Origin of the sequence: Pseudomonas sp. D(2018) (assembly GCF_005502555.1) — a bacterium.
Lineage (GTDB): Bacteria > Pseudomonadota > Gammaproteobacteria > Pseudomonadales > Pseudomonadaceae > Metapseudomonas > Metapseudomonas resinovorans.
Genome location: NZ_SCOK01000028.1, coordinates 15,967 through 40,378, shown reverse-complemented (window position 1 = coordinate 40,378; position 24,412 = coordinate 15,967). Strand labels below are relative to the sequence as shown.

Sequence of the window (24,412 nt, the reverse complement as noted above, 5' to 3'; positions counted from 1 at the left end):
AGTAACAATGGACACGCTCCACAGCATGCGGGTTTTCGTGCGGGTGATAGACACCGGCAGCTTCACCGCCGCCGCACAGGCCATGGACCTGTCCACCGCCCAGGTGTCGCGCCTGGTGTCGGAGCTGGAGCAGCAGCTCCAGGCCCGCCTGTTGCACCGCACCACCCGCCGCCTGGCACTGACTGAAGTGGGCGAGCGCTACCTGCAGCGCTGCCGGCAGATCCTCGGCGAAGTAGACGAAGCTGCTGCCGAAGCCCGTGGTGCGCATCTCAAGCCGCATGGGCGACTGCGCGTACACACCATGACCGGCCTCGGCCTGCAGCACCTCACCGCCCTGGTGGCGCGCTACAGCGAGCGCTATCCCGAGGTGGTGGTGGAGCTGACCCTGTCGCAGCGCACCCCCGACCTGCTGGAAGACGGTCATGACGTGATCATCACCTTCGCCCGAGAGCTGCCCGACTCGCAGATGGTGGCCCAGGTGCTGGGGCCGATGTTCAGCGTGCTCTGCGCCGCCCCTGACTACCTGAAGAAGCACGGCGTGCCCATCGGGCCGGCGGACCTGCAGCATCACCGCTACCTGCGCCTGCTGGACCCGCTCTATGAGGACAGCTGGGTCTTCAATGGCGAACAGGGCGAATTCAACGTGCTGCCCGCCGAAAGCTTCCAGGTGAATGTGGCCGAATCCCTGGCCAAGGCCGCCCAGGCCGGCATGGGCGTCTGCCTGCTGCCTTCCTTTGTCGCCTGCCCGCACGTGCGCGAGGGCAAGCTGCTGCGGCTGCTGCCGGAGTACCGCCTGCGCGAGCGCAGTATCTATGCGATCTACCCGTCGCGGCGCTTCCTCGATGCCAAGATCAAGACCTGGGTGGAATTCCTCAAGGCCGAACTGCCGCCGCTGCTGGCCCAGGACGAGGCGCTGCTCGAAGACCCGAAGCAATGGGCAATCAACTCGAAATTGTTGCGTCGCGAGAAATAGTCATTCACTGAAAGCGCTATTTTTCGCCTGTCATGACCTCCCTAAGATGGCGCCATGTTTCGCAAGAAACCATCCAAGAGGTTCAAGATATGCAACGTAACCTGATTTTTACTGCCGTTTTCGCCGTATTTACCCTGTTTTTCTCGCAGCTGACCCTGGCCGAAGAATCCAACGCCTTTGTTGCACGTAATGCAGCGCTGGCCGAGCAGCGCGCCGACGCCGCCCAGCAGCAGGCCATCGCCAAGCAAGGCGCCGAGCAGCAGAAGCAGTCCGACGTCCACCAGGACAGCTGATCCCTGCCCCTCCCCGTTCTCCACCTCCTGACGTTGATGCGTGACAGCTCCTATATCAACGTCCTGTTCAGGCCGCTCACGATGAGCGGCCTTTTTTTGCCTGCGGGAAATGCCGTGCGGGTGGGGTGCCTCGCGGAGCAGCTGCGCTGCCCTTGGCGATGTATCCACAAAAAGCCAGAAAGCAAAAAGGCCGGCGTGTCTGCCGGCCTTTTCGTTGGTGCTGTCCCGTGTCAGGCGGTGGCCGGACGCAGGGAGTAGGTCTTCAGCTGTTCGGCGAAGTCACGCAGGGACTGGATGCCGCTGGCTTCGGCCTCATGCACCCACTGCTTCATGGCTTCGAGCATGTCGTGGCCGTTGGCGCTGGTCTTGACCCAGATCTGCTGCAGCGCCAGGCGCTTCTCGTAGATCACCTTCAGGGCCTGGCTCTGCTCCAGCATGGCGGCGATACGCGCCTGGTGGCCTTCGTCGAGCAGGCTGGTCTCGCGGGAGAGCAGGCGCTTGGCGCGGCGGAACGAGTGGCGAACCGATGCGTCGGCCTTGGCCAGCTCCTGCTTCACCAGCGGGCCGATCACCAACTTGCGGTACTGGGCCATGATCTGGAAGCGGTTGTTGAGGATGGCCATGGCGGTATCCATGTCCAGGTTGCCCTTGCCTTCGACGCGATGGGCAATGGGGGCGACGCGCTGCACCTTGGCCATGCCCAGCAGGCTGAACAGCTTGATCCAGGCCCAGCCCATGTCGAACTCCCACTTCTTCACCGAGAGCTTCGCGGAGTTCGGGTAGGTGTGGTGGTTGTTGTGCAGCTCTTCGCCACCGATGAGGATGCCCCAGGGCACAAGGTTGGTGGCGGCATCGCGGCATTCGAAGTTGCGGTAGCCGATGGCATGGCCCAGGCCGTTGATGACGCCGGCGGCCCAGACGGGAATCCACATCATCTGGATGGCCCAGATGGTGATGCCGCCCGCGCCGAATAGCGCCAGGTCGATCAGCGCCATCAGGGTCACGCCACCAATGGGGTAGCGGCTGTAGACGTTGCGCTCCATCCAGTCATCCGGGCAGTTCTTGCCGTAGATGCGCAGGGTTTCTTCGTTCTTGGCCTCTTCCTGGTAAAGCTCGGCGCCCTTGCGCAGGACGGTCCAGACGCCCTTGACCACCGGGCTGTGGGGGTCGTCGGCGGTTTCGCACTTGGCGTGGTGCTTGCGGTGGATGGCGGTCCACTCGCGGGTGTTCATGGCCGTGGTCAGCCACAGCCAGAAACGGAAGAAGTGCTTGAGCGCAGGATGCAGCTCCAGCGAGCGGTGCGCGGAGTAGCGGTGCAGATAGACGGTGACGCTGACGATGGTGATATGGGTCATCACCAGGGTGACCGCCACCAGTTGCCACAGCGACAGGTCGAGAAAACCGTTGTACCACATGGATGGAGTTGCCTCGGGTGAAGTGATCGGGGCTTGTAGCGCTAGCTACGCTCGGATTATCACAAAGCCCCCGGAGAAAACCATCCCGTCTTTTAGATAGAAGCCCCCCGGTCGTCGGTTGCCCCTATAATGCGCATCCTCACGTTTTGCCCAAGCCAGGAAGGCCGCGCCCATGCGTTCCAAGTTCAGCGCCCTCAGACTGGTGCTGCCCTACTTCATTCTTGCCAGCCTCTGGGTACTGTTCAGCGACCGTGTACTGGTCGGCCTGGTGGGCGACCGCGCGCTACTGAACGAGTTGCAGACCGCCAAGGGCCTGTTCTTCGTCCTGGTCACCAGCCTTCTGCTGTTCGGCCTGGCGTGCATGCACCTGCGCAGCCTGAAGGGCTACCTGGACGCCCGCCGCGCCCACGAAAGCAGCCTGCGCCAGGCCGCCGCGGTGTTCGACAGCACCCAGGAAGGCGTGCTGGTCACCGATGCCGATAGCCGCATCGTGCACGTCAATCGCGCCTTCGCCCGCATCACCGGCTTCGAGGAGGCCGAGGTGCTGGGCAAGAACCCGCGGATCTTCAGCTCCGGCCGCCACGAGCCGGCCTTCTACAAGGCCATGTGGCACGCCCTGGAGAACCGCAGGGAATGGAGCGGCGAAGTGTGGAACCGGCGCAAGAACGGCGAGATCTACCCGCTCTGGCAGAACCTGCGCGCCATCCATGACGAGGAAGGCCGGTTGACCCATTACGTGGCGGTGTTCTCCGACATCAGCGCCATCAAGCGTTCCCAGCACGAACTGGACTTCCTCGCCCACCACGACCCGCTGACCAGCCTGGCCAACCGCCTGCTGTTCACCGAACGCGTCGAGCAGGTGCTGGAGCGTGCCCGCCGCGAACAACAGCGTGGTGCCGTCCTCCTGCTGGACCTGGACCATTTCAAGCACATCAACGAAAGCCTCGGCCATTCCCAGGGCGACCTGCTGCTGAAGATGGTCGGCGTCCGCCTGCAGGGCCTGCTGGAAGGCGGCATGACCCTGGCTCGCCTCGGTGGCGACGAATTCGGCCTGCTCTGGGACAACTGCCCCCAGGCCGACCAGACGGCGGCCCTGGCCGAGCGCATCCGCAGCGAGCTGGCGACCCCGTTCCGCCTGGGTGGCCAGGACATTTTCATCAGCACCAGCCTGGGCATAAGCCTGTTTCCGAACGACGACTCCACTGTCGAGCAAGTGATGCGCAATGCGGACTCGGCACTGTTCAAGGCCAAGAGTGCGGGGCGCGATTCCTATGCGTTCTACAGCCAGGAGCTGACCGAGCAGGCGCGCCAGCGTGTCGAGCTGGTCAGCGCCTTGCGCCGGGCACTGGAGCACGACCAATTGCGCGTGCACTACCAGCCCATCCGGCGCCTGGCCGACAACCACCTGATCGGCTTCGAAGCCCTGGTGCGCTGGGAACATCCCCAGCGCGGCCTGGTGCCACCGGGTGAGTTCCTGCCGATTGCCGAAGAAAGCGGACTGATCGGCCACATCGATGCCTGGGTGCTGGAACAGGCCTGCCGGCAGATGCAGCAGTGGCGGGTCCAGGGCCATGAGCTGACCTTCATTGCCGTCAACCTGTCATGCCGCCTGTTCCGCCGCACCGAGCTGTATGACGATGTGGCTCGCGTGCTATCCGCCACCGGCCTGGAGCCGAAGTATCTGGAGCTGGAAATTACCGAAGGCGCTGTGATGGAGGCCCCGGAAACCGCCGAGGCCCTGCTATCGCGCCTGCGCGACCTCGGCGTGCGGCTGGCCATCGATGACTTCGGCACCGGCTACTCCTCGCTCCAGCGCCTCAAGCGCCTGCCGGTGCACAAACTGAAGATCGACCAGAGCTTCATTCGTGGCCTGCCGGCCGACCCGAATGACATCGCCATCGCCCGCGCCGTTACCGCCCTGGGGCACAGCCTGGGCCTCAGCGTGCTGGCCGAGGGGATCGAGGAAGATGCCCAGGCCGACTTCCTTCGCGAGCTGGGCTGCGACTACGGCCAGGGCTATCTGTTCAGCCGCCCGCTGCCAGTGGAAGAGGTCGAGCGGCGCTGGCCGGCCGCCTGATAGTCCTTGCAGGACCACTGCACGCATGGCCCTCACCGCGCCTGGCGAGCCGGGTGCATCTCACACAGATCAATACTTTTGGTTATATAAAAATTCTTAAACAGTATTTTTAAGAATAAACCAACCCTGCCTAATATTCGCTCCACGCCACGCGGAACCCCTTCCCCGTCCATCGCCGCGGGCCCCATTTCAAGGAGCACGACCATGAGCGCATCCCTTCGTAGCGTGGAAGGCCAGGACGAAGCCAGCATCTTGCGCGAAATCCAGAGTGCCCTGCTTGGCCTGCGTTTCGGCTCGGTGGAGATCACCGTGCACAACGGCCAGGTGGTGCAGATCGAGCGCAAGGAAAAATTCCGCCTGCAGCAACCAACCCCACGCAACAGCTGATCCACCGAACTCTTCCGAGCCCTGCGCAGCAGGCTCGAGGCCCGACCGGACAGCCGGAGGGCGTATCGACGAAAAACCAGCCAACACAAAAATCCAGTTCCAGGAGCTTGATAATGTCGATTCGCCGTTTCGCCCTCGCCGCCCTCGCCAGCGCCTTGATCGCCGGCCCGGCCGCCGCCGCCACCGAACTGCTCAACGTGTCCTACGACCCGACCCGTGAGCTCTACCAGGAATACAACGCTGCCTTTGCCAAGCACTGGAAGGCCGAAGGCGGCGAGGATGTGAAGGTGCAGCAATCCCACGGTGGCTCCGGCAAGCAGGCCCGCGCCGTGATCGACGGCCTGAAGGCCGACGTGGTGACCCTGGCGCTGGCCGGCGACATCGACGAGCTGCAAAAACTCGGCAAGCTGGTCCCGGAAAACTGGCAGGCCCGTCTGCCGGACAACAGCACCCCCTACACCTCGACCATCGTGTTCCTGGTCCGCAAGGGCAACCCCAAGGGCATCAAGGACTGGGGCGACCTGACCAAAGAGGGCGTGGAAGTCATCACCCCGAACCCGAAGACTTCCGGCGGCGCCCGCTGGAACTTCCTCGCCGCCTGGGCCTGGGCCAAAAAGCAGTACGGCAGTGACGCCAAGGCCCAGGAATACGTGAAGGCGCTGTACCAGCACGTACCCGTGCTGGATACCGGCGCCCGTGGCTCGACCATCACCTTCGTCAACAACCAGATCGGCGACGTGCTGCTGGCCTGGGAGAACGAAGCCTTCCTGGCCCTGAAGGAACAGGGTGGCGAGAACTTCGAAATCGTCGCACCGAGCCTGTCGATCCTCGCCGAGCCGCCGGTATCGGTCGTGGACAGGAACGTCGACAAGAAGGGCACCCGCAAGGTCGCCGAAGCCTACCTGCAGTACCTGTACAGCGAGGAAGGCCAGCGCATCGCGGCAAAGAACTTCTACCGGCCGCGTAACGAGAAGGTCGCGGCCGAGTTCGCCAGGCAGTTCCCGAAGCTGGACCTCGTGACCGTGGACAAGGACTTCAACGGCTGGAAGGAAGCGCAACCGAAGTTCTTCAACGACGGCGGCATCTTCGACCAGATCTACCAGGCGCAATAACGTTGATGGGTTTCGCAAGCTCTACCCATCCTACGAGACCAGTTCCGTAGGATCGGTAGAGCGGAGCGAAACCCATCGCGAGAGTTCCAGGGAAGGAGCGAAAACCAGGCCTGATCCACGGATCGGGCCTGTTTGCCGGATACGGCTCGACAGGGCCTGCTCCGGAAAACCAAGCGTTCCAACGCAGAGTAAGGACAGAACATGTCGCGACGCATTTCACCGGTCATACCCGGCTTCGGGCTGACCCTGGGATACACCCTGGTGTACCTCAGCCTGCTGGTCCTGATTCCCCTCGGTGCCCTGTTCCTCAAGACCACCGAGCTGACCTGGCCTCAGTTCTGGACCATCATCAGCGCCCCTCGCGTGCTCGCCGCCCTCAAGCTCAGCTTCGGCACCGCGCTGGCCGCCGCCGTGATCAACGGCCTCATCGGCACCCTGCTGGCCTGGGTGCTGGTGCGTTACGACTTCTTCGGCCGCAAGGTCATCGACGCCATGGTCGACCTGCCCTTCGCCCTGCCGACCGCGGTCGCCGGTATCGCCCTCACCGCGCTCTACGCACCGGCCGGCCTGGTGGGCCAGTTCGCTACCGACCTCGGTTTCAAGATCGCCTACACCCCGCTTGGCATCACCCTGGCGCTGACCTTCGTCACCCTGCCCTTCGTGGTGCGCACGGTGCAGCCGGTGCTGGCGGACATCCCCCGCGAAGTGGAGGAAGCCGCCGCGTGCCTGGGCGCCAAGCCGTTGCAGACTTTCCGCCATGTGCTGCTGCCGGCCCTGCTCCCCGCCTGGCTGACCGGTTTCGCGCTGGCCTTCGCCCGCGGCGTGGGCGAGTACGGCTCGGTGATCTTCATCGCCGGCAACATGCCGATGAAGACCGAGATCCTGCCGCTGCTGATCATGGTCAAGCTGGACCAGTACGACTACACCGGCGCCACCGCCATCGGCGTGCTGATGCTGGTCGTCGCCTTCGTCCTGCTGCTGCTGATCAACCTGCTGCAGCGCCGTATCGAGACCCCTTGAGGAGAAGGCCATGAGCACCGCAAGCCTGACCGCCGCGTCCTCCGCCAATGCTGCCCGCCGGGGCAGCGCCTGGGGTCGTCGCATCCTGATATCCAGCGCCTGGCTGGCCTTCGCCTTGTTCCTGCTGCTGCCGCTGCTGGTGGTGCTGAGCGAAGCGCTGAAGCAAGGCCTGGGCACCTTCTTCACCGCCATCTTCGAGCCGGACGCCCTCTCCGCGCTGAAGCTGACCCTGATCGCCGTGGCCATCTCGGTGCCACTCAACCTGGTGTTCGGCGTGGCCGCCGCCTGGTGCGTGAGCAAGTACGAGTTTCGCGGCAAGAGCCTGCTGGTGACACTGATCGACCTGCCGTTCTCGGTGTCGCCAGTGATCGCCGGCCTGATCTACGTGCTGCTGTTCGGTGCCCAGGGTTACTTCGGCGAGTGGCTGCAGGACCGCGACATCCAGATCGTCTTCGCCGTCCCCGGCATCGTCCTGGCCACCCTTTTTGTGACCGTCCCCTTCGTCGCCCGCGAGCTGATCCCGCTGATGCAGGAACAAGGCACCCAGGAGGAAGAAGCCGCTCGCCTGCTGGGCGCCAACGGCTGGCAGATGTTCTGGCACGTGACCTTGCCGAACATCAAATGGGGCCTGATCTACGGCGTGGTGCTCTGCACCGCGCGGGCGATGGGCGAGTTCGGCGCGGTGTCGGTGGTTTCCGGACACATCCGCGGCGTCACCAACACCCTGCCGCTGCACGTCGAGATTCTCTACAACGAGTACAACCACGTCGCCGCCTTCAGCGTCGCCAGCCTGTTGCTGGCCTTGGCGCTAGGCATCCTGCTGCTCAAGCAGTGGAGCGAGTCGCGTCTGTCCCGTCTCAAGTCGAATGCTGATGAGGAGTAACCACCGTGAGCATTGAAATCCGCAACGTCAGCAAGAACTTCAACGCCTTCAAGGCCCTCGACGTGATCAACCTGGATATCCACAGCGGCGAGCTGGTGGCGCTGCTCGGGCCCTCTGGCTGCGGCAAGACCACCCTGCTGCGGATCATCGCCGGCCTGGAAACCCCGGACGCGGGCAGCATCGTGTTCCACGGCGAGGACGTCTCCCAGCACGACGTGCGCGATCGCAACGTCGGCTTCGTGTTCCAGCACTACGCACTGTTCCGTCACATGACGGTATTCGACAACGTCGCCTTCGGCCTGCGCATGAAGCCCAAGCGCGAGCGTCCGAGCGAGTCGGCCATCAAGGCCAAGGTCCACGAGCTGCTGAACATGGTGCAGCTGGACTGGCTCGCCGACCGCTACCCGGAGCAGCTCTCCGGTGGCCAGCGCCAGCGCATCGCCCTGGCCCGCGCCCTGGCGGTGGAACCGAAGATCCTGCTGCTGGACGAGCCCTTCGGCGCCCTCGACGCCAAGGTGCGCAAGGAGCTGCGCCGCTGGCTGGCGCGCCTGCACGAGGAGATCAACCTGACCTCCGTGTTCGTCACCCACGACCAGGAAGAAGCCATGGAAGTGGCCGACCGCATCGTGGTGATGAACAAAGGTGTGATCGAACAGATCGGCTCGCCCGGCGAGGTTTACGAGAACCCGGCCAGTGACTTCGTCTACCACTTCCTCGGCGACTCCAATCGCCTGCACCTGGGCGACGACCAGCATCTGCTGTTCCGCCCCCACGAAGTGTCGCTGTCGCGCTCCGATGTGGACGAACACCGCGCCGCCGAAGTCCGTGACATCCGCCCCTTGGGCGCCATCACCCGGGTAACCCTGAAGGTGGACGGCCAGGATGAGCTGATCGAGGCCGAAGTGGTGAAAGACCACGACAGCCTCGTAGGCCTGGTACGCGGCGAAACGCTGTTCTTCAAGCCCAAGGCCTGGCAGAAGGCGGCGGGGTTCTGAACCTGGCCGCCTGACCGCAGGTTGGGCTGAGCGCCGCGCAAAGCCCAACGCAGCGCTGCCCTTCACGCAGTCACACTCGGGCAACGGCGCAAGCCGAAGAACTCCAGCTCCGCGAGCACGGCCACCGCCACCGCCTGGCCGATCACGAAGACCTTGCCCAGCAGGGTCGGCTCCACCCAACCGAGGGCGAGCAGCGAGAGGCTGTCGATCACCCACACCGCATTGATCGCCAGCACTGCCCAGATCCAGCCGCGCCGCACGGTTGTGCGATTGGCCAGCCAGCCGAGGACGAGCGCGAAGGGCAGCAGGCCGATACCCGCGCCCAGCAGCAGCGAACGCGGCAGGCCCAGCAGTTCTTCGAGCGGTCCGGCGGCCAGCGCGAGCAGCAGGCCCATGGCGCCGCTGGCCAGGGCATCGGCTTGCAGGGCACGGCGCAGCAGCGGGGACATGTCGAGATGAGTCATGGTGGTTCTCCTGTCGATGGGGCGCCGACCTGGCGCTTGGCGACAGATTTCCGCGAAACCCGCAGCGGGTCGATTACCTGCCAGGTAATGGCCGAGCTTCCCTCCCTGGACTATCGTCGGTGCCATGAATACATCTGCCCACCCCGTCGGCGCCCTGTTGCGCCAATGGCGCCAGCGGCGCCGCCTCAGCCAGCTCGACCTCGCCTGCGACGCGGAGATTTCCACGCGTCACCTGAGTTTCGTCGAGACCGGCCGCGCCCACCCCAGCCGCGAGATGCTGCTGCACCTGGCCGAGCAACTGGAGATTCCCCTGCGCGAGCGCAACCGCCTGCTGACTGCGGCCGGCTATGCACCACTGTTCCCTCAGCGCGCGCTCGACGACCCGGCCCTGGCGGGTGCCCGTCAGGCGATCGATCAATTGCTCAAGGCCCACGAACCCAATCCGGCGCTGGCGGTGGACCGCCACTGGAACCTGCTGGCGGCCAACGGTTCCGTTGCGCCCCTGCTCTCGGGCGTGGCACCTGAACTGCTGGCGCCACCACTCAACGTGCTGCGCGTGTCGCTTCATCCACAAGGCCTGGCACCGCACATCGTCAACCTCGGCCAATGGCGCGCGCATCTGCTGGAGCGCCTGCAGCGGGATATCGAGGTCAGCGGCGACCGCGAACTGCAGGCCCTGTTCGATGAACTCGCGGACTACCCCGCCCCGCCTCCGCCAGCCGGCTTGCCCAGCGATGCCGTGCTCGTGCCGCTGCAACTGCGAACGCCGTTGGGCGTCATCAGCTTCATCAGCACCATCACGGTGTTCGGCACTCCGGTGGACGTCACCCTCGCCGAGTTGGGGCTGGAGACCCTGTTTCCCGCCGACCCGTCCAGCGCGGCGCTGCTGCGCAAACTGCTGGACGGCGCCTGAAAACATCGATCGCCCCACAGCAAATCACTCTTTCGGGTAATAGCCTCCAGGCCACGACACAGTAGGCTGTGCCGGCACCTCCAACGACTCCTCAGAACAACAAGAACAGGAGCACCCGCCATGATCCGCAAGGTTCTGCTGTACCCGCTGTTGGGCCTTCTCCTAGGCCTCGCCCTGCCTGCACCCGCAACCGAGCTGGCACCGCTGGAACTCGCGCAGGTGCACGCCTGCCGCGCCACCAGCAGCCTGCTGCTGTTCCGCGGCGAAGGCTTCCAGGACGCTCACTCGACCCGCATGCGCGACGACCTCAAGGCACTGGACGCCGCCTTCCAGCGCATCGCCGAGCCGAGCGAGGACCTGCGCAAGACCCGTGACTCACTTGTTACCCAACTCGATCGGGGCGTTTCCTTCGGCCACAAGGAAGAAGACGTGCCCTGGCGCTATCCCCAGGAACTGGCCAAGGCCCTGCGCGATTTCCTGATCGCCGCCCGCATCCAGGCTGGCGCCGCCGGGGTCGAGGATCTGCCGGCCAAGGTGGAATACCTGAACGTGCAGTACCTGAGCCGGGCCTACATCGGCACCTTCGAAATCGCCCGCGAGAACGGCGACACCTACATCGGTCAGGACGAGCGTCTGCTATTGCCGGACATCGACCAGGAACTGGCACCCCTGGATGACAAGGCCGACCCGGCTGTGGCCAAGCTGAAGACCCGCTGGAGCTTCCTGAAGGCGGCATTGAGCGATATGAACAGCCAGAGCAGCGCCCTGGTCAGCGCCTCCGGCCGGCCCTACGCGCCGATGGTGGTGGACCGTCATGCGCGGTCGATGAGCAGGCAGTTGCTGGCGCTGGGCGCCCTGCCCCCCGCTCCCTGATTGGTGGCACCAACCCTGTAGGGGCGAACTCATTCGCTATGCCTACGTTAACTGTTGCGAGAGATTTACCGTCGGGCCAAGAGCTTTGTAGGAGCTGGCTTGCCGGCGAAGCGGGGCCATTCGCTGGCAAGCCAGCTCCTACGGGCAATGCAGCTGCCTACAACATGTAATTCTGCCGTTGTGGGAGCGACCTCAGTCGCGAAGATCAGCGACAAGTCATGGGCGATACCGCGCGGCGGGCAGTACCCTCACCCCAGCCCTCTCCCAGAGGGAGAGGGCGCAATCCGTGCAGGTCGAATGGTGAGTGCCGGGAAACCATTGCTCAAACCGCCGCATTCTTCTCGCGAATGCAGGTCGGCCCCGCGCGCTCTTCCACGGCGTGCTCGACTTCCTTGCGCAGCCCCAGCAGGAAGCCCAGTTCGGCCACCACGAACAGCGGCCCGATGATCAGGCCCGTCAGGTCATCGACGAACGCCGGTTTGCGCCCTTCGTAGTAATGGCCGATGAACTGGATCACCCAGCCCACCACGAACATCCCCAGCCCGGCGCCAAGCCAGGCGGCAGTGCCCTGCACCGCGAGGGCGGCGCCTATCCACAGGCTGAGCGCGAGCAGCGCAGCCATCACCAGGCCGTAGCGCAGGTCGAGGCGGAAGTAGTACAGCGCCGATACCAGGCTGACCCCGGCCGCCGGCGACAACCAGAGGCCGAAGGCTTCGGTACCCGGGCGCGACAGCAACACGGCGACGGCGACCACGATCAGCGGAATGCCGACGAAGTGGGTGGCGATGTTGCGGCGGTCACGGTGGTACTCGGCGTACTGGCCAAGTTGGTCGATGAGGGTTTTCATTATTGTGTCCTCGGGTTGGCAGGCAGTTGCGTCGATAATGGCGCCACGCCCCAGGCAACCTCTGTCAGCTAGCCGACAAAGCCCATGACCCCATTCAAGCACCACCGCGATCTCCTGCTCACCGGCCAATGGTTCAGCCAGTTACCGGCACGCCTGCAGGACGACCTTCTGACCATGGCCCAGCTGCGCCAGCTGGAGCCTGGCCAACGGCTGTTCCGTCGTGGCGACCCACCCTGCGGGCTCTATGCCGTGCTAGATGGCGCGATCCGGGTCGGCAGCATCAGCGAGAGCGGCAAGGAGGCCTTGCTGGTGCTGGTGGAGCCACCGCACTGGTTCGGCGAAATCTCCCTGTTCGACGGCCAGCCGCGCACCCATGACGCCTTCGCCGAAGGCCCCGTGACCCTGTTCAACCTGCCCCAGGCACCGTTGCTGGCCCTCTTGCAACGACGGCCGGAGCACTGGCGCGATTTCGCCTTGCTGATGAGTCAGAAGCTGCGCCTGGCCTTCATCGCCCTGGAAGAGATGAGCCTGCTGCCGGCGCCCCAGCGCCTGGCGCGACGGTTGCTGATGATCGCCGAGGGCTATGGCGCAGGCACAAGCCAGCGGCGGGTCATTCACCTGGCCCAGGAGCAGTTGGCAATGATGTTGGCGATCTCCCGACAGACCACCAACCAGATCCTCAAGGAACTGGAAGCCCAAGGGGCCCTGCGCCTGAACTACGGGGAAATCGAGATCCTCGATCCAGAGCTGCTGCGCCACGCAGCCCAGAAACCCTAGGTCGGCAGTGAATTCTGTAGGGTGGGCTTCAGCCCACCGGCAGGGACCAATGGTGGGCCGAAGCCCACCCTACCGGTTCAGCGCAACAGGCTGTCCCGGTACTGGCTGGGGCTCTGTCCGGTCCAGCGCTTGAAGGCGCGGCTGAAGCTGCTGGTATCGGCGAAACCGAGCAGGTAGGCGACCTCGCTGATGGAACAGCGTGGGTCACGCATGTGCGACAGGGCCAGCGCCTGGCGGGTATCGCCCAGCAGTTGCTCGTAGCTGCAGCCCTCATCGGCCAGGTGTCGCTGCAGGCTGCGCAGGCTGAGGTGCAAGGTTTGTGCGATGCGCTCGGCGGAGGGCTCCCCGTTGGGTAGCTGAGCCTCCAGGCAAGCGCGCACCCTGCGCGACCAGGTGGGCTGCTGCAGCTGCTCCAGAGTGCGCTTGAGCACCGCTTCGTTGTGTTCGGCCAGCTCGGGGTTGGCGTCGTCCAGCAGTCGCTCGAAATCCTCCACCGCGAACTCCAGCCGATTCTCATCGGCGCCGAACACCAGCGGCGCGCGGAAGACGTCGTGCCACGGCTGCGGGTCCGCAGGCGCCGGTCGGCGCAGGTACACGGCCAGCGGCGCGTAGTCACGACCGATACGGTTGCGGCAGGTGCGGACATAGATGGCGACGAAGGCGTCCACCGCTTCCGGTGCGGGCTCGATACCGTCGGCGCGCACCCGCAGACGGAACAGGTAACGTTCGCCCTGGCGACTGAGGTCCAGCTCCAGGGCGTCGCTGACCACCTGGTGGTAACGCACGATGCGCTCGAAGACTTCCCGCAGGCTGGCGCTGGCCACCAGGGCATAGCCCAGGGCGTGGAAGGTGGTGGGGCTGACGTAGGTGGATATCTTCAAGCCCAGGGCCGGGTCGCCGCTGGCTGCTACCGCCAGCTCCCAGAGCCGGGTGGTGGCCGAAAGCGGGTAACGCGCATTGGGGTCGTCCATCAGCGCCGGGTCGAGTTGGGCCTGGCGGCACAGGTCGGCGCTGTCGAGCCCAAGCGCATCCAGCTGCTTGCGCAGGGCACGGGTCCAGCTGGCGAGGGTGGTGGGTTCGCTCATGCAGGTTGGCGTATCCGGTCAACAGGTTGGCGTGCTCGGTCGGGCGCGGCGACGGCCCGGAACGGCACAGTAGAACCATCTCCAACAAGAGGATGGAAGCATGTCCACCACGCCTGCAAGCCCCCGCACGCTGAATGACCAGCAGCGATCAGCGCATATTCGTGAAGTGGTGATGGCCCGCGGCAACGCGCTGCGCCAGCGCTACCCCGTGTTGAAACATCAGGACGCCATCGGCGCCGGCATTCTCGCCTTCGCCCTGGCCGGCATGGTCGGTTCCGCCCTGCTCTACCTGAACGAGCAGATCGCCTGGTGGGCCTGCCTGCTGCTCAATGCCTTCTTCGCGTCGCTGACCCACGAGCTGGAGCACGACCTGATCCACAGCATGTACTTCCGCAAGCGCAAGGTGCCGCACAACCTGATGATGGCGCTGGTCTGGCTGGCGCGGCCGAGCACCATCAACCCCTGGATACGCCGTCACCTGCACCTCAACCACCACAAGGTGTCCGGCACCGAGACCGACATGGAGGAGCGCGCCATCACCAACGGCGAACCCTGGGGCCTGGCGCGCCTGCTGATGGTGGGCGACAACGTGATGTCCTCGCTGATCCGCATGCTGCGAGCCAAGACCTGGGCGCACAAGCGCAGCATCCTCTGGCGCACCCTGAAGGTCTACGCGCCGCTGGCGCTGCTGAACTGGGGCACCTGGTACGTCTTCCTCGGCTTCCACGCCATCGACACCCTGGCCTGGGCCCTGAATGCGCCCATCGCCTGGTCGGCTGGAACCCTGGAAGCGATGCACCTCGTCAACATCGCAGTCGTGGTGCTGGTAGGCCCGAATGTGCTGCGCACCTTCTGCCTGCACTTCGTCAGCTCCAACATGCACTACTACGGCGATGTCGAACTGGGCAACGTGATCCAGCAGACCCAGGTGCTCAACCCCTGGTGGATGTGGCCGCTGCAGGCGTTCTGCTTCAACTTCGGCAGCACCCATGCCATCCACCACTTCGTGGTCAAGGAGCCCTTCTACATCCGCCAGATGACCGCGCCAGTGGCGCATAAGGTGATGCGCGAGATGGGCGTTCGCTTCAACGACTTCGGCACCTTCGCCCGCGCCAACCGCTGGAATCCGAAGGAGCAGGCGGCCACGCAACCGGCCCAACCCACCCTTGGTTAGGGCACCGGCGACCCAGCACCGCGCCTATGATCGCGACAACGCGCGCCTCCGGGCGCGTGCCTTCCCCGAGCACAGCTGCAAGCATGAGGTAGCGGCATGAAAACCTGGATTTGTGTGGTCTGCGGCCTGATCTACGACGAGACCAAGGGCTGGCCCGACGAGGGCATCCCGGCCGGCACCCCCTGGGCCGACGTGCCGGATGACTGGATCTGCCCGGATTGCGGCGTCGGCAAGAACGACTTCGATATGCAGGAAATCTGAGTGCGACGCGATTCAGGGCTCTCTCGTAGGATAGGTTGAGCGGAGCGAAACCCATCGCCGGATTGATGGGTTTCGCAGGCTCAACCCATCCTACATAGGTCATAACCGCAGGCTCAGCCGCGCCGCCAGCCCATTGTCCCGCGCGTCTTCGGCATAGGTGCCGTTGTAGAACAGCCCTACATAGGCCTGGTCGGTGAACTGGTAGTCCAGCCCCATATCCAGGCGGAAAGCGTCCCGGGTCAGTGCCACGGCGGCACCACTCTCGTCTTCCAACCGACTGTCACTGAACGCATGACGCCAGCCCGAGCTGATGCGTGCAGTCAGGCGCCGGCCCGATTCAAGCTCGATGCGCGTGGTGCCTCGCAGGCCGAAGGTGCTGTAGCCGATCTCGTCGCGCTGGCTGTCGATGGCGGCTTGTGAATCACTGTCCAGCCGCACATAGGCCAGCTCGCTGAAGCCCTCGGCGCTGAAGTCGCGGAAATCCAGGGAGTAGCTGAGCTCGCCGAATACCTGACCACTGTTCGCATCGGCGGCGCGCCGGTCACCATCATGACCACTCCAGGCCGCCCCCAGCTTTACGCCGATCTGGTTGTAGACCTTGGTGCCGGCATAGGCACCCAGATGCAGGCTGTGGATATCCGCGTCCGCGCCCTGCACCTCCACCGACGTTGCCGAATAGCCGCCCATTCCACCGACCAGCCAATTGCCCAGCTTGCGTTCGCTACCCAGCAGCAGCCCACCGACATCACGCTCCCGGCGCGGTGCGCGGTGGTCGGCGTCTACCGAACCATGGCTGCCGAAGGCGCGCGCCCAGGCGGGTGATTGCCCCTCCTCCAGCGGCGGTTCGCGGAAGGAGAAACGAATCTGCTGGATGCGCTCGGACGCGGCGTCGCGCACGAAGTGGCTGTCCTCCAACAGGCTGGCGCGGCTGGCGACAGCGAGGGAGTCGCCTAGGGCCGGTGCGGCCAGCAGCAAGGCGCACAGTCCGGCGAGGGTGGCGAGCGGCGATTGATCCTGACCCATGACGGGCATCTCCAGATGGGCGTGTGGATAACTCTAGCGCCATGCTGGGCGATTCAAATTCCCGAATCCACTCTCGACTTTCTGATTTGCCGGGAAATCGCCGCGCTGGCGCAATGGCCACCTGCATACAGACGGAGCCCCACCATGCGCCAGTCCCTCTCTCCAGGCTTCAACGCCCACGCCTCGATGCTGCTCTGGGCACTGTTGGTGGCGCTCTCGTTCTTTGCCGCCGCCGAGGTGAACCCCGCACTCGACGCGCTGCCGTTGACCGCACTGCGCCTGCTGCTCTCGGGCGGCCTGTTCCTGCCCTTTCTGCTGTTGCGCCGCCCCGGACTTCCCAACGGGCGCGCGCTGTTGGCCCACGTGGTGCTGGGCGGGCTGCTGGCGCTCTATTTCGGCAGCCTGTTCGAGGCACTGAAACACACCAAGGCACTGGACACCGCGCTGCTCTATGTCAGCGTGCCGCTGCTGACGCTTGGGAGTGAGCGGATGCTGCTAGGCAAACCGGTACTGCAACGACTGTGGCCAACCCTCGTCGCCGCCCTTGGCGCGCTAGCCCTGCTCGGGCTCGATAACGCCCACTTCGACGCCTACGCCTATGGCCTCTACGGCATCGGCTGCCTGGCCATGGCCATTTACGGCCCGCTCAGCCAGCGCCTCAAACCCTGGCTCGGTACTGAGCGCAGCGCCGCTTCCCTGGCCTGCGGCAACCTACTGGCCGGCGGCCTGCTGCTGGCCCTGACGGCGACCCTGGGCCAGCGCTGGGAGGGGCTGCAAGGCATTGCCCTGCGCGACATCGGCTGGCTGCTCTACCTGGCCTTGACCGCTACCCTGGCCACCTTCTGGCTGCTGCACCGAGCCATCCACTGGCTGCCCCCGGCCACGGTGATCGCCTACAGCTACCTCAGCGGCCTGTTCGCCCTGCTGCTGCAGTGCTTCTGGCTGCACCGGGCACCCGCGCCGCTGGCCTGGGCCGGCGCTGTGCTGATCGTCCTCGGCATGCTCTGGCTGGCGCGCCTGAGCCCGGCGCGCACGGCGACAGCCTGAGTGGCTTGCCATGTCGATCGGGGCAGGTTCTGATGGCGCTCCCGCTCAATGGATCCCCACCATGCTGCTCGCCAATGGACTGCGCAAGATCGATATCCAGGACTTGCTGGTCTTCCTCGAAATCTACGAGCGCCAGCACTTGGGCGACGTGGCGGAGGCGCTGAATCTCAGTGCCTCCAGCGTCAGCTACAGCCTGAAGAAGCTACGCGGCGCCCTGGACGACGAACTGTTCATCGCCACCCGCAGCGGCATGCGCCCCACCCGCAAGGCGATGGCCATGCGCCCCCACGCCCGCAGCATGATCGAGCTGATGAACGCCTGCTTCAGCGAAGCCAGCGCCTTCGACCCGTGCCAGGCGCCGCGTACCTTCCGCCTTTGCGCACCGGAGTATTTCGAGCTGCTGATCCTGCCGCCATTGCTGCGCCGGTTGAGCGAGGCGGGATACCCCATCAGCCTGGAGGTCCAACGCCTTGGCCGGGAGATCCCCGTCGATGCGCTGGTACAGGGCGAACTGGACCTGGCCCTGGGCTTCGGCCCGCACCAGCACCGCGCCCACCCCGGCCTGGTCAGCCTGGCCTTGCTGAAGGACGACCTGCTCTGTGTCCGCGCCGCCGGTAGCGCGGCGGTGGATGACCTGGATGCGTTCTGCGCACGGCGCCAGGTGTTCCCCACACCCTGGGACTCGGAGCGCAACATGATCGATGGCTGGCTGCAGCAGCAGGGCCGCTCCCGACAAATCGCCGCACGGACCAACAACTACCTGGCCGCCTTGCAACTGATTCCGGCCAGCGAGCTGTTGCTGGTGCTACCCGCTCGGGTCCACGCGCTGCTGGGCGATGCTCGCACCACCACCAGCCCGCTGCCTGACCTGCCGAGCTTTTCCCTGGAGATGCTCTGGGCCCAGCCCTTCGACCAGGACCCGGCGAACATCTGGTTGCGGGAGCAGATTCTCAGCGTCTGCGCCGAGCAGTCACTTCTCTAGCAGGTCATCCAGCGCCCGGCCGAGAAAGCCGCGGCTGGCGTCCAGGACTTCGGCCTGGGTTTCTTCGCGGGCCAGCATGCGCGCGACCACCAGGGCGCCAACGCACTGGGAAATCATCGCCCAGGCCAGCTCGCCGTCTTCGAGAATTTCCGCCCAGGCACGCTGCAATTGCAGCATCCAGTGCTCGGCCTCCTCACGCACGGAAAGATCGGCGCGGGCGATTTCCGCGCCGAGCGTCGGGATGGCACAGCCCGAGTCGGGGTTCTGCAGATGGGCCATGCTCAGGTAGCGATCGAGGCAGCGCTCCAGCTTGTCGCGGCAGAATCCTTCGCCACGGGCGACATGGCCGATCAGGCTCTGGGATAGCTCGCGCTGGACGATGGCGGTGAAGAGGTCGTTCTTCGACGGGAAGTGGCTGTAGAAGGCACCGCCGGTCAGGCCGATGGCCTTCATCAGGCCGTCGACGCCGGTGGTGGAGAAGCCGCCGCGCTTGGCGATGGCACCACTGCTTTCCAGCAGCTTCTGCCGGGTTTCTTCCTTGTGGGTGGCTGAATAACGCACGACGACCTCCGGTGGACTGGCTTGACGCGTTGGCGAGCATAGCATAACGTCCGTTCAGCTAACGATCGTTTACCAACTTAACTACAGCCACCCGACGCTTGGTCCGCACGCTGAGCCTTGCGCCAACAGGACCGCATCAAGCTATGGAAATGGGCGCTGTACTCACCTGAAAGGCAAGGGACGCGAAATGAGTAAATCCGTTGAATTCTTCTTCGACTTTGGAAGCCCGACGAGTTATCTGGCCAATACTCAGCTTCCGTCGATATGCGCCAGAGCGGGCGCCCAACTGATTTACCGCCCGATTCTCCTGCGCTCACTTTTCGAGGCGACCGGCAACAGCTCGCCCGTTCGAATTCCGGCAAAAGGCCGCTACTTGTTCAATGACTTCCAACGTTTTGCCAGGCGGTATGAAGTTCCGCTGTCTTTCAACCCGAACTTCCCGATCAACACCTTGCCACTGATACGCGGGGCCATTGCCCTGCAGCTCCGGGGCGAAACGCGCTTTGCTGAGTACGTAGAGGCAATGTACCGGGCCATCTGGGTTGAAGCGCGCAACCTGAACGATTCCGCCGTGTTGGCCGAAACACTGCGCACAAACGACTTCGACCCGGAAACCGTTCAAGCCGATGCGTCCTCGCAGGACGTGGACGCCGTACTGGAGACCAACATCCAGGACGCTGTGGCAGGCGGTGTATTTGGCGTGCCGACTATGTTCGTCGGCGATGAAATGTTCTTCGGTCAGGACCGGCTGGACTTCGTATCCGAAGCCTTGGCCTGAACCCCCAAGCACAGGCGACTGGACCACAAGGCCCAGATCGCCCCTCACCCCCTAACGATCACCCGGAGAACAGCCACCATGACGTCCAAGGGCAACAACAAGAAAGTCGTATTGGTGATAGGAGCAGGCGATGCCACGGGTGGTGCCATCGCCCGGCGCTTTGCCCGCGAGGGTTATGTGGCCTGCGTGACCCGGCGCAGCGCTGACAAGTTGCAGCCGCTGGTGGACGCCATCCGCGCCGAAGGTGGCGAGGCCCACGGTTTTGCCTCTGATGCACGCAAGGAAGAGGAAGTCGCCGAGCTGGTGGAAACCATCGAGCGTGACATCGGCCCGATCGAAGCCTTCGTCTTCAACATCGGCGCCAACGTGCCCTGCAGCATCCTCGAGGAAACCGCGCGCAAGTACTTCAAGATCTGGGAGATGGCCTGCTTCTCCGGCTTCCTTACCAGCCAGGCAGTCGCCCGGCGCATGGTCACCCGCGAGCGCGGCACCATCCTCTTCACCGGCGCCACTGCCGGCCTGCGCGGCGCCGCCGGGTTCGCGGCCTTCGCCGGGGCCAAGCACGGCATCCGCGCCCTGGCCCAGAGCATGGCCCGCGAGCTCGGCCCGCGGAACATCCACGTCGCCCACGTGGTGGTGGACGGTGCCATCGATACCGATTTCATCCGCGACAACTTTCCCGAGCGCTACGCGCTGAAGGACCAGGACGGCATCCTCGATCCCGACCACATCGCCGAGAACTATTGGTACCTGCACAGCCAACCGCGGGATGCCTGGACGTTCGAGCTTGATCTGCGGCCATGGATGGAGCGTTGGTGACCCCGCAGGCGCGAGCTTGCTCGCGAAATGCCCCCGCACGGCCTCGTTCGCGAGCGAGCTCGCTCCTACCTGGCCTTAGCCGATAACCAACGACGAGAACGCACCTCATGACCAAAACCGTCGAATTCTTCTTCGACCTCGGCAGCCCGGCCAGCTACCTGGCCTGGACCCAGTTGCCGGGCATCTGCGCCCGTCATGGCGCCGAACTGCGCTATCGCCCCATGCTGCTGGGCGGCGTGTTCCAGGCGACCGGCAACGCCTCGCCCGCCGCCGTTCCCGCCAAGGCGCGGCACACCATGATCGACATGCAGCGCTTCGCCCGTCGCTATGGCGTGCCGATGCACTTCAACCCCTTCTTCCCCATCAACACGCTGACGCTGATGCGCGCCGCCATTGGCGTGCAAATGCGCCAGCCGGAGCGCTTCGAGGCCTATCTGGATGCCATGTTCCGCGCCCTCTGGCAGGACAAGCGCAACCTCGGCGACCCCGCCGTGCTGGGCGCGACTCTCCAGGCCGCCGGCTTCGACCCGGAGGCGCTGCTGGCCCTGGTGGGCGATCAGGAAGTGAAGGACGCGTTGAAGGCAGCGACCGAAGAAGCGGTGAAGCGCGGCGTATTCGGTGCGCCGACCTGCTTCGTCGGCGAGGAAATGTTCTTCGGCCAGGATCGGCTGGACTTCGTCGAGGAAGCGCTGGCCTAGCTCGACGAAGTCAGCTTCGGCAACGACGCCAGCAGCGCGGCGTCGAGGCCGAGCATGTGCGCCGCCTTGTGCCTCGCCAGGCGGCTGGCGTCCTCGCCCTTTGGATATCCGCCATGCGAGGCCTCGGCATCCAGCTCCGCTGCAGCTTCCCCGGTAGCACCGGGAGGGCTCGTAAGACTGACGAGCCTTTGCGCAGGCTAGTCAATGACCGTGCCGTAGGCCATTAGCCTCATCAGGGCAGAAGGCGTTGCGGCAGCCGCTTCAGCACGGCGGGGTCGAGTCGCAACAGCCTCGCGGCCCGTTCATCCAGAAGCAGTGCGAGATCCTCTCCGCTCGGCAGACGTAGCAACGCGGCGCAGAGGTTGAGCACCAGGGCTTCGCGGGAGAACACGCCAGCGCCGAGCCCGTGGAACGCAGCCACCAGTTCACGCAGGCCAAAGGGCAGCCGCCAACGGATTCGCAAGGCGGAACCAAAGCCCGCCGAGCGGCGTTTCATCACATCGTGCAGCTCTTCATTGCTCAGGCTGCCGCCGGCATCCTGCCAGTCCTGCAGGCTGCGCAGCAGGGCCAGTTCGCCCATGTTGTGCAACAGCCCGGCGGTGTAGCAGAGCTCGGCATCCAGCTCCAGCTCGCTGGCCAGCCAGTAGCCCAGCTCGGCGCTGCGCTGGGCGGCCTGCCAGACCAGTTCGGCCAGCTCCGCCAGGCGCGGGTCGTGCAGCCGCGCATTGCGCTCCAGGGCCATGCCCAGCACCAGGTTGAGTACACGGGTAACGCCCAGGCGCTGCATGGCCTGACCCAGCGTCTGGCAGGGCATGCCGAGGTGCTGTGCCGCGCTGTTGGCAGCAGCGATCAACCGCGCAGTGATCTGCGGGTCGCGGGAGAAGATTTCGTCGAGGTCGCGCAGGTCGACCTGATCGGCCTGCAGGCACTGGCTGACGGTTTCGCGCACGTCGTCCAGTAGGGGCGCGCCCTGGCCTTCCTCGCGGACGCTGTCGAGGTACTCCTTCAGACTGTTCACCAGCAACGCAGGTGCCTTTCGCGCCGCAGCGGCATCACCGGCCGGCAGCAGGCTGCTGAGGCGCTTGCGCAGCTTGGCGGCGTTGAAGGGCTTGCCGAGGTAGGCGGAGGGCGCCAGCGGCCGCACGGCGCGCACGCTGGCAGCATCCACGCGGGCGCTGATCAGTACGAAAGGCAGCGCCGGGGTACGCGGGTGGCGGCGCAACTGGCGCAGCAGTTCTACGCCGTCGATCCCAGCCAGTTCGCCATCGGCAATCACCAGCTCCGGCAGGCGCCGCTTGCAGCGCGCCAGGGCCTCGCGACCATCGGCCACCTGCACCACCTTGGCATCGCCACGGATATCCAGGACGAGCTGGGTGAGCAAATCCGACGTCCAGGGGTCGGCCTCGGCAATCAGGATTTCCGGAACCTGGGCGGCGGTGGGCATGGATACCTCGAGTGGCGGGTGGGTCATCCGTGACGAACCATGCAGAGCCGGGAATCGGCAGACGCGCAGGTCGGATTCGTCGTATGAATCGAAGCCGGGCAGTCTAAACCGGGGCCTGGGCGGCGGATAGTGGTGTAGACCAAGGTCGAGCTGCAGCCCGTGCCACTCTCTATCATCCAGGCAAAAAGAGACCCGCCGGAGCGGGTCTCTTTTCACTAGCTGAGCAATCAGGCCAGTTCGTCGAAGCACTCAGCGACAATGGCCAGGCCCTTGTCGAGTTGCGCGTCGGGAATGGTGACCGGCATCAGGAAGCGGATGACGTTGTAGTAGGTACCGCACGACAGCAGGATCAGGCCTTTCTCACGAGCACGGGCCACAATCTTGCCGACCAGTTCGGCAGCCGGCTTGCTTTCGTCGCCGCCTTCGAACAGCTCGATGGCGATCATCGAACCCAGGCCACGGACGTCGCCGATGACCTTGTGCTTGGCCTGGATTTCACGCAGGCCAGCCTTCAGGCGCTCGCCTACAGCCTGGCTGCGCTCCAGCAGTTTCTCTTCCTCGAACACCTTCATCACGGCCAGGGCCGCGGCGCAGGCGATCGGGCTGCCAGCGTAGGTGCCGCCCAGGCCGCCGGGAGCGATGCTGTCCATGACTTCGGCCTTGCCGACTACGCCGGAGATCGGGAAGCCACCGCCAACGGATTTGGCGAAGGTGGTCAGGTCAGGCACGACGCCCAGTTGCTCGGTGGCGAAGAAGGTGCCAGTACGGCCAGCGCCGGTCTGTACTTCGTCGGCGATCAGCAGGATGCCGTGCTGGTCGCACAGGGCGCGCAGACGCTGCATGAAGGCCTTGGAGTTGACATAGAAACCACCTTCGCCCTGGACCGGCTCGATGATGATCGCTGCGATGTCCTGGGGCTGGGCGTCGTTCTTGAAGATGCGCTCGATGCTGGCGATGGAATCGTCTTCGCTGACACCGTGCAGTTCGCACGGAGCCAGGGCACGGAACACGCCGCCCGGCATCAGGCCCATGCCAGCGGAGTACGGGACCACCTTGCCGGTCAGGGACAGGGTCATCATGGTGCGGCCGTGGTAGGCGCCGGTGAAGGCGATCACGCCAGCGCGGCCGGTGGCGGCTCGGGCGATCTTCACGGCGTTTTCGACGGCTTCGGAGCCGGAAGTCACCAGCAGGGTCTTCTTGGCGAAGTCACCCGGTACGCGCTTGGCGATCTCTTCGCAGAGCTCGATGTAGGGCTCGTAGGCCAGCACCTGGAAGCAGGTGTGGGTCAGCTTGGTCAGCTGCTCCTGTACGGCCGCGATCACTTTCGGGTGCAGGTGGCCGGTGTTCAGTACGGCGATGCCGCCGGCGAAGTCGATGTACTCGCGACCGTCGACGTCCCAGACGGTGGCGTTCTCGGCGCGCTCGGCGACGATCGGGTGGATCTGGCTGACACCGCGGGCAACAGCAGCGGCACGGCGTTTCAGCAGGGATTCGTTCTTGCTCATAAGTTC

26 protein-coding genes are annotated in these 24,412 nt (G+C 65.0%); 18 read left to right on the top strand and 8 right to left on the bottom strand.

From position 1 onward, the window contains the following. The first annotated feature begins 7 nt into the window (after nt 1–7). Both FFS60_RS17965 and FFS60_RS17960 read left to right on the top strand, forming a co-directional pair. Entirely contained in the window at nt 8–973 is a 966-nt protein-coding gene (locus FFS60_RS17965; protein WP_028629138.1) for a LysR family transcriptional regulator, read from the top strand. An 89-nt stretch (nt 974–1,062) separates the two neighbouring features. Continuing rightward, complete coding sequence (locus FFS60_RS17960; RefSeq protein ID WP_137822731.1) at nt 1,063–1,266, top strand: hypothetical protein; 204 nt, start codon at nt 1,063–1,065, stop codon at nt 1,264–1,266. Between the two features lie 230 nt (nt 1,267–1,496). Here the strand turns inward: FFS60_RS17960 and desA are convergent, their stop codons facing one another. Beyond that, nucleotides 1,497–2,681, bottom strand: coding sequence for a delta-9 fatty acid desaturase DesA (desA, locus tag FFS60_RS17955; protein WP_137822730.1), 1,185 nt, complete (start codon nt 2,679–2,681; stop codon nt 1,497–1,499). Between the two features lie 172 nt (nt 2,682–2,853). Between desA and dibA the strand changes: the two genes are divergently transcribed. The 6 genes from dibA to FFS60_RS17925 all read left to right on the top strand — a co-directional run bounded on the left by dibA (nt 2,854) and on the right by FFS60_RS17925 (nt 9,155). Then, on the top strand, nt 2,854–4,758 hold the full coding sequence (gene dibA / locus FFS60_RS17950; RefSeq protein ID WP_137822729.1) for a phosphodiesterase DibA: 1,905 nt from the start codon (nt 2,854–2,856) through the stop codon (nt 4,756–4,758). A gap of 204 nt (nt 4,759–4,962) precedes the next feature. Continuing rightward, on the top strand, nt 4,963–5,145 hold the full coding sequence (oscA, locus tag FFS60_RS17945) for a sulfur starvation response protein OscA (RefSeq protein ID WP_028629142.1): 183 nt from the start codon (nt 4,963–4,965) through the stop codon (nt 5,143–5,145). 113 nt (nt 5,146–5,258) lie between these two features. Next, on the top strand, nt 5,259–6,257 hold the full coding sequence (locus FFS60_RS17940) for a sulfate ABC transporter substrate-binding protein (RefSeq protein WP_137822728.1): 999 nt from the start codon (nt 5,259–5,261) through the stop codon (nt 6,255–6,257). 201 nt (nt 6,258–6,458) lie between these two features. Beyond that, on the top strand, nt 6,459–7,277 hold the full coding sequence (cysT, locus tag FFS60_RS17935; protein ID WP_137822727.1) for a sulfate ABC transporter permease subunit CysT: 819 nt from the start codon (nt 6,459–6,461) through the stop codon (nt 7,275–7,277). A 10-nt stretch (nt 7,278–7,287) separates the two neighbouring features. Continuing rightward, entirely contained in the window at nt 7,288–8,160 is an 873-nt protein-coding gene (gene cysW / locus FFS60_RS17930) for a sulfate ABC transporter permease subunit CysW (protein WP_028629145.1), read from the top strand. Nucleotides 8,161–8,165: 5 nt separating this feature from the next. Continuing rightward, entirely contained in the window at nt 8,166–9,155 is a 990-nt protein-coding gene (locus FFS60_RS17925) for a sulfate/molybdate ABC transporter ATP-binding protein (protein WP_028629146.1), read from the top strand. A gap of 62 nt (nt 9,156–9,217) precedes the next feature. Here FFS60_RS17925 and FFS60_RS17920 read toward each other — a convergent pair whose 3' ends face one another. After that, complete coding sequence (locus FFS60_RS17920; protein WP_028629147.1) at nt 9,218–9,619, bottom strand: hypothetical protein; 402 nt, start codon at nt 9,617–9,619, stop codon at nt 9,218–9,220. A gap of 124 nt (nt 9,620–9,743) precedes the next feature. Here FFS60_RS17920 and FFS60_RS17915 point away from each other — a divergent pair, with 124 nt between their 5' ends. Then, nucleotides 9,744–10,532 carry a helix-turn-helix domain-containing protein gene (locus tag FFS60_RS17915; RefSeq protein WP_137822726.1) on the top strand — a complete coding sequence of 263 codons (789 nt, stop codon included), beginning with the start codon at nt 9,744–9,746 and terminating at the stop codon, nt 10,530–10,532. A gap of 120 nt (nt 10,533–10,652) precedes the next feature. Then, on the top strand, nt 10,653–11,405 hold the full coding sequence (locus tag FFS60_RS17910) for a hypothetical protein (protein ID WP_028629149.1): 753 nt from the start codon (nt 10,653–10,655) through the stop codon (nt 11,403–11,405). Between the two features lie 322 nt (nt 11,406–11,727). Here FFS60_RS17910 and FFS60_RS17905 read toward each other — a convergent pair whose 3' ends face one another. Further along, on the bottom strand, nt 11,728–12,252 hold the full coding sequence (locus FFS60_RS17905) for a DUF962 domain-containing protein (RefSeq protein ID WP_137822725.1): 525 nt from the start codon (nt 12,250–12,252) through the stop codon (nt 11,728–11,730). An 84-nt stretch (nt 12,253–12,336) separates the two neighbouring features. Between FFS60_RS17905 and FFS60_RS17900 the strand changes: the two genes are divergently transcribed. Continuing rightward, nucleotides 12,337–13,029 (top strand): Crp/Fnr family transcriptional regulator, encoded by a 693-nt coding sequence (locus tag FFS60_RS17900; protein WP_137822724.1) that lies wholly within the window; start codon nt 12,337–12,339, stop codon nt 13,027–13,029. Nucleotides 13,030–13,106: 77 nt separating this feature from the next. Here the strand turns inward: FFS60_RS17900 and FFS60_RS17895 are convergent, their stop codons facing one another. Then, nucleotides 13,107–14,114 carry an AraC family transcriptional regulator gene (locus FFS60_RS17895; RefSeq protein ID WP_137822723.1) on the bottom strand — a complete coding sequence of 336 codons (1,008 nt, stop codon included), beginning with the start codon at nt 14,112–14,114 and terminating at the stop codon, nt 13,107–13,109. Nucleotides 14,115–14,214: 100 nt separating this feature from the next. Here FFS60_RS17895 and FFS60_RS17890 point away from each other — a divergent pair, with 100 nt between their 5' ends. Both FFS60_RS17890 and FFS60_RS17885 read left to right on the top strand, forming a co-directional pair. Next, nucleotides 14,215–15,288, top strand: coding sequence for a fatty acid desaturase (locus tag FFS60_RS17890; RefSeq protein WP_137822722.1), 1,074 nt, complete (start codon nt 14,215–14,217; stop codon nt 15,286–15,288). 96 nt (nt 15,289–15,384) lie between these two features. Continuing rightward, nucleotides 15,385–15,549 (top strand): rubredoxin, encoded by a 165-nt coding sequence (locus FFS60_RS17885; RefSeq protein ID WP_028629154.1) that lies wholly within the window; start codon nt 15,385–15,387, stop codon nt 15,547–15,549. Between the two features lie 99 nt (nt 15,550–15,648). Here the strand turns inward: FFS60_RS17885 and FFS60_RS17880 are convergent, their stop codons facing one another. Then, on the bottom strand, nt 15,649–16,572 hold the full coding sequence (locus FFS60_RS17880; protein WP_137822721.1) for an autotransporter domain-containing protein: 924 nt from the start codon (nt 16,570–16,572) through the stop codon (nt 15,649–15,651). A gap of 144 nt (nt 16,573–16,716) precedes the next feature. Here FFS60_RS17880 and FFS60_RS17875 point away from each other — a divergent pair, with 144 nt between their 5' ends. Further along, nucleotides 16,717–17,619 carry a DMT family transporter gene (locus tag FFS60_RS17875; RefSeq protein ID WP_137822720.1) on the top strand — a complete coding sequence of 301 codons (903 nt, stop codon included), beginning with the start codon at nt 16,717–16,719 and terminating at the stop codon, nt 17,617–17,619. Between the two features lie 61 nt (nt 17,620–17,680). Beyond that, a complete protein-coding gene (locus tag FFS60_RS17870; RefSeq protein WP_137822719.1) occupies nt 17,681–18,601 on the top strand; it encodes a LysR family transcriptional regulator in 921 nt (306 codons plus the stop codon). Here the strand turns inward: FFS60_RS17870 and FFS60_RS17865 are convergent. Continuing rightward, complete coding sequence (locus FFS60_RS17865) at nt 18,590–19,162, bottom strand: TetR/AcrR family transcriptional regulator (RefSeq protein WP_137822718.1); 573 nt, start codon at nt 19,160–19,162, stop codon at nt 18,590–18,592. The two genes, FFS60_RS17870 and FFS60_RS17865, sit on opposite strands and share 12 nt — an antisense overlap. 187 nt (nt 19,163–19,349) lie before the next feature. On the opposite strand from FFS60_RS17865, the gene FFS60_RS17860 reads away from it, so the two are divergent. The 3 genes from FFS60_RS17860 to FFS60_RS17850 all read left to right on the top strand — a co-directional run bounded on the left by FFS60_RS17860 (nt 19,350) and on the right by FFS60_RS17850 (nt 21,457). Further along, a complete protein-coding gene (locus FFS60_RS17860; RefSeq protein ID WP_137822717.1) occupies nt 19,350–19,940 on the top strand; it encodes a 2-hydroxychromene-2-carboxylate isomerase in 591 nt (196 codons plus the stop codon). A gap of 78 nt (nt 19,941–20,018) precedes the next feature. After that, nucleotides 20,019–20,759, top strand: a complete 741-nt coding sequence (locus FFS60_RS17855; protein WP_137822716.1) for an SDR family oxidoreductase — start codon at nt 20,019–20,021, stop codon at nt 20,757–20,759. 107 nt (nt 20,760–20,866) lie between these two features. Continuing rightward, complete coding sequence (locus FFS60_RS17850) at nt 20,867–21,457, top strand: 2-hydroxychromene-2-carboxylate isomerase (protein WP_028629160.1); 591 nt, start codon at nt 20,867–20,869, stop codon at nt 21,455–21,457. A gap of 232 nt (nt 21,458–21,689) precedes the next feature. Here FFS60_RS17850 and FFS60_RS17845 read toward each other — a convergent pair whose 3' ends face one another. Both FFS60_RS17845 and gabT read right to left on the bottom strand, forming a co-directional pair. Further along, on the bottom strand, nt 21,690–22,901 hold the full coding sequence (locus FFS60_RS17845) for an HDOD domain-containing protein (protein WP_137822715.1): 1,212 nt from the start codon (nt 22,899–22,901) through the stop codon (nt 21,690–21,692). A gap of 227 nt (nt 22,902–23,128) precedes the next feature. Further along, nucleotides 23,129–24,406 carry a 4-aminobutyrate--2-oxoglutarate transaminase gene (gene gabT / locus FFS60_RS17840; protein WP_137822714.1) on the bottom strand — a complete coding sequence of 426 codons (1,278 nt, stop codon included), beginning with the start codon at nt 24,404–24,406 and terminating at the stop codon, nt 23,129–23,131. Nucleotides 24,407–24,412 lie beyond the last annotated feature (6 nt).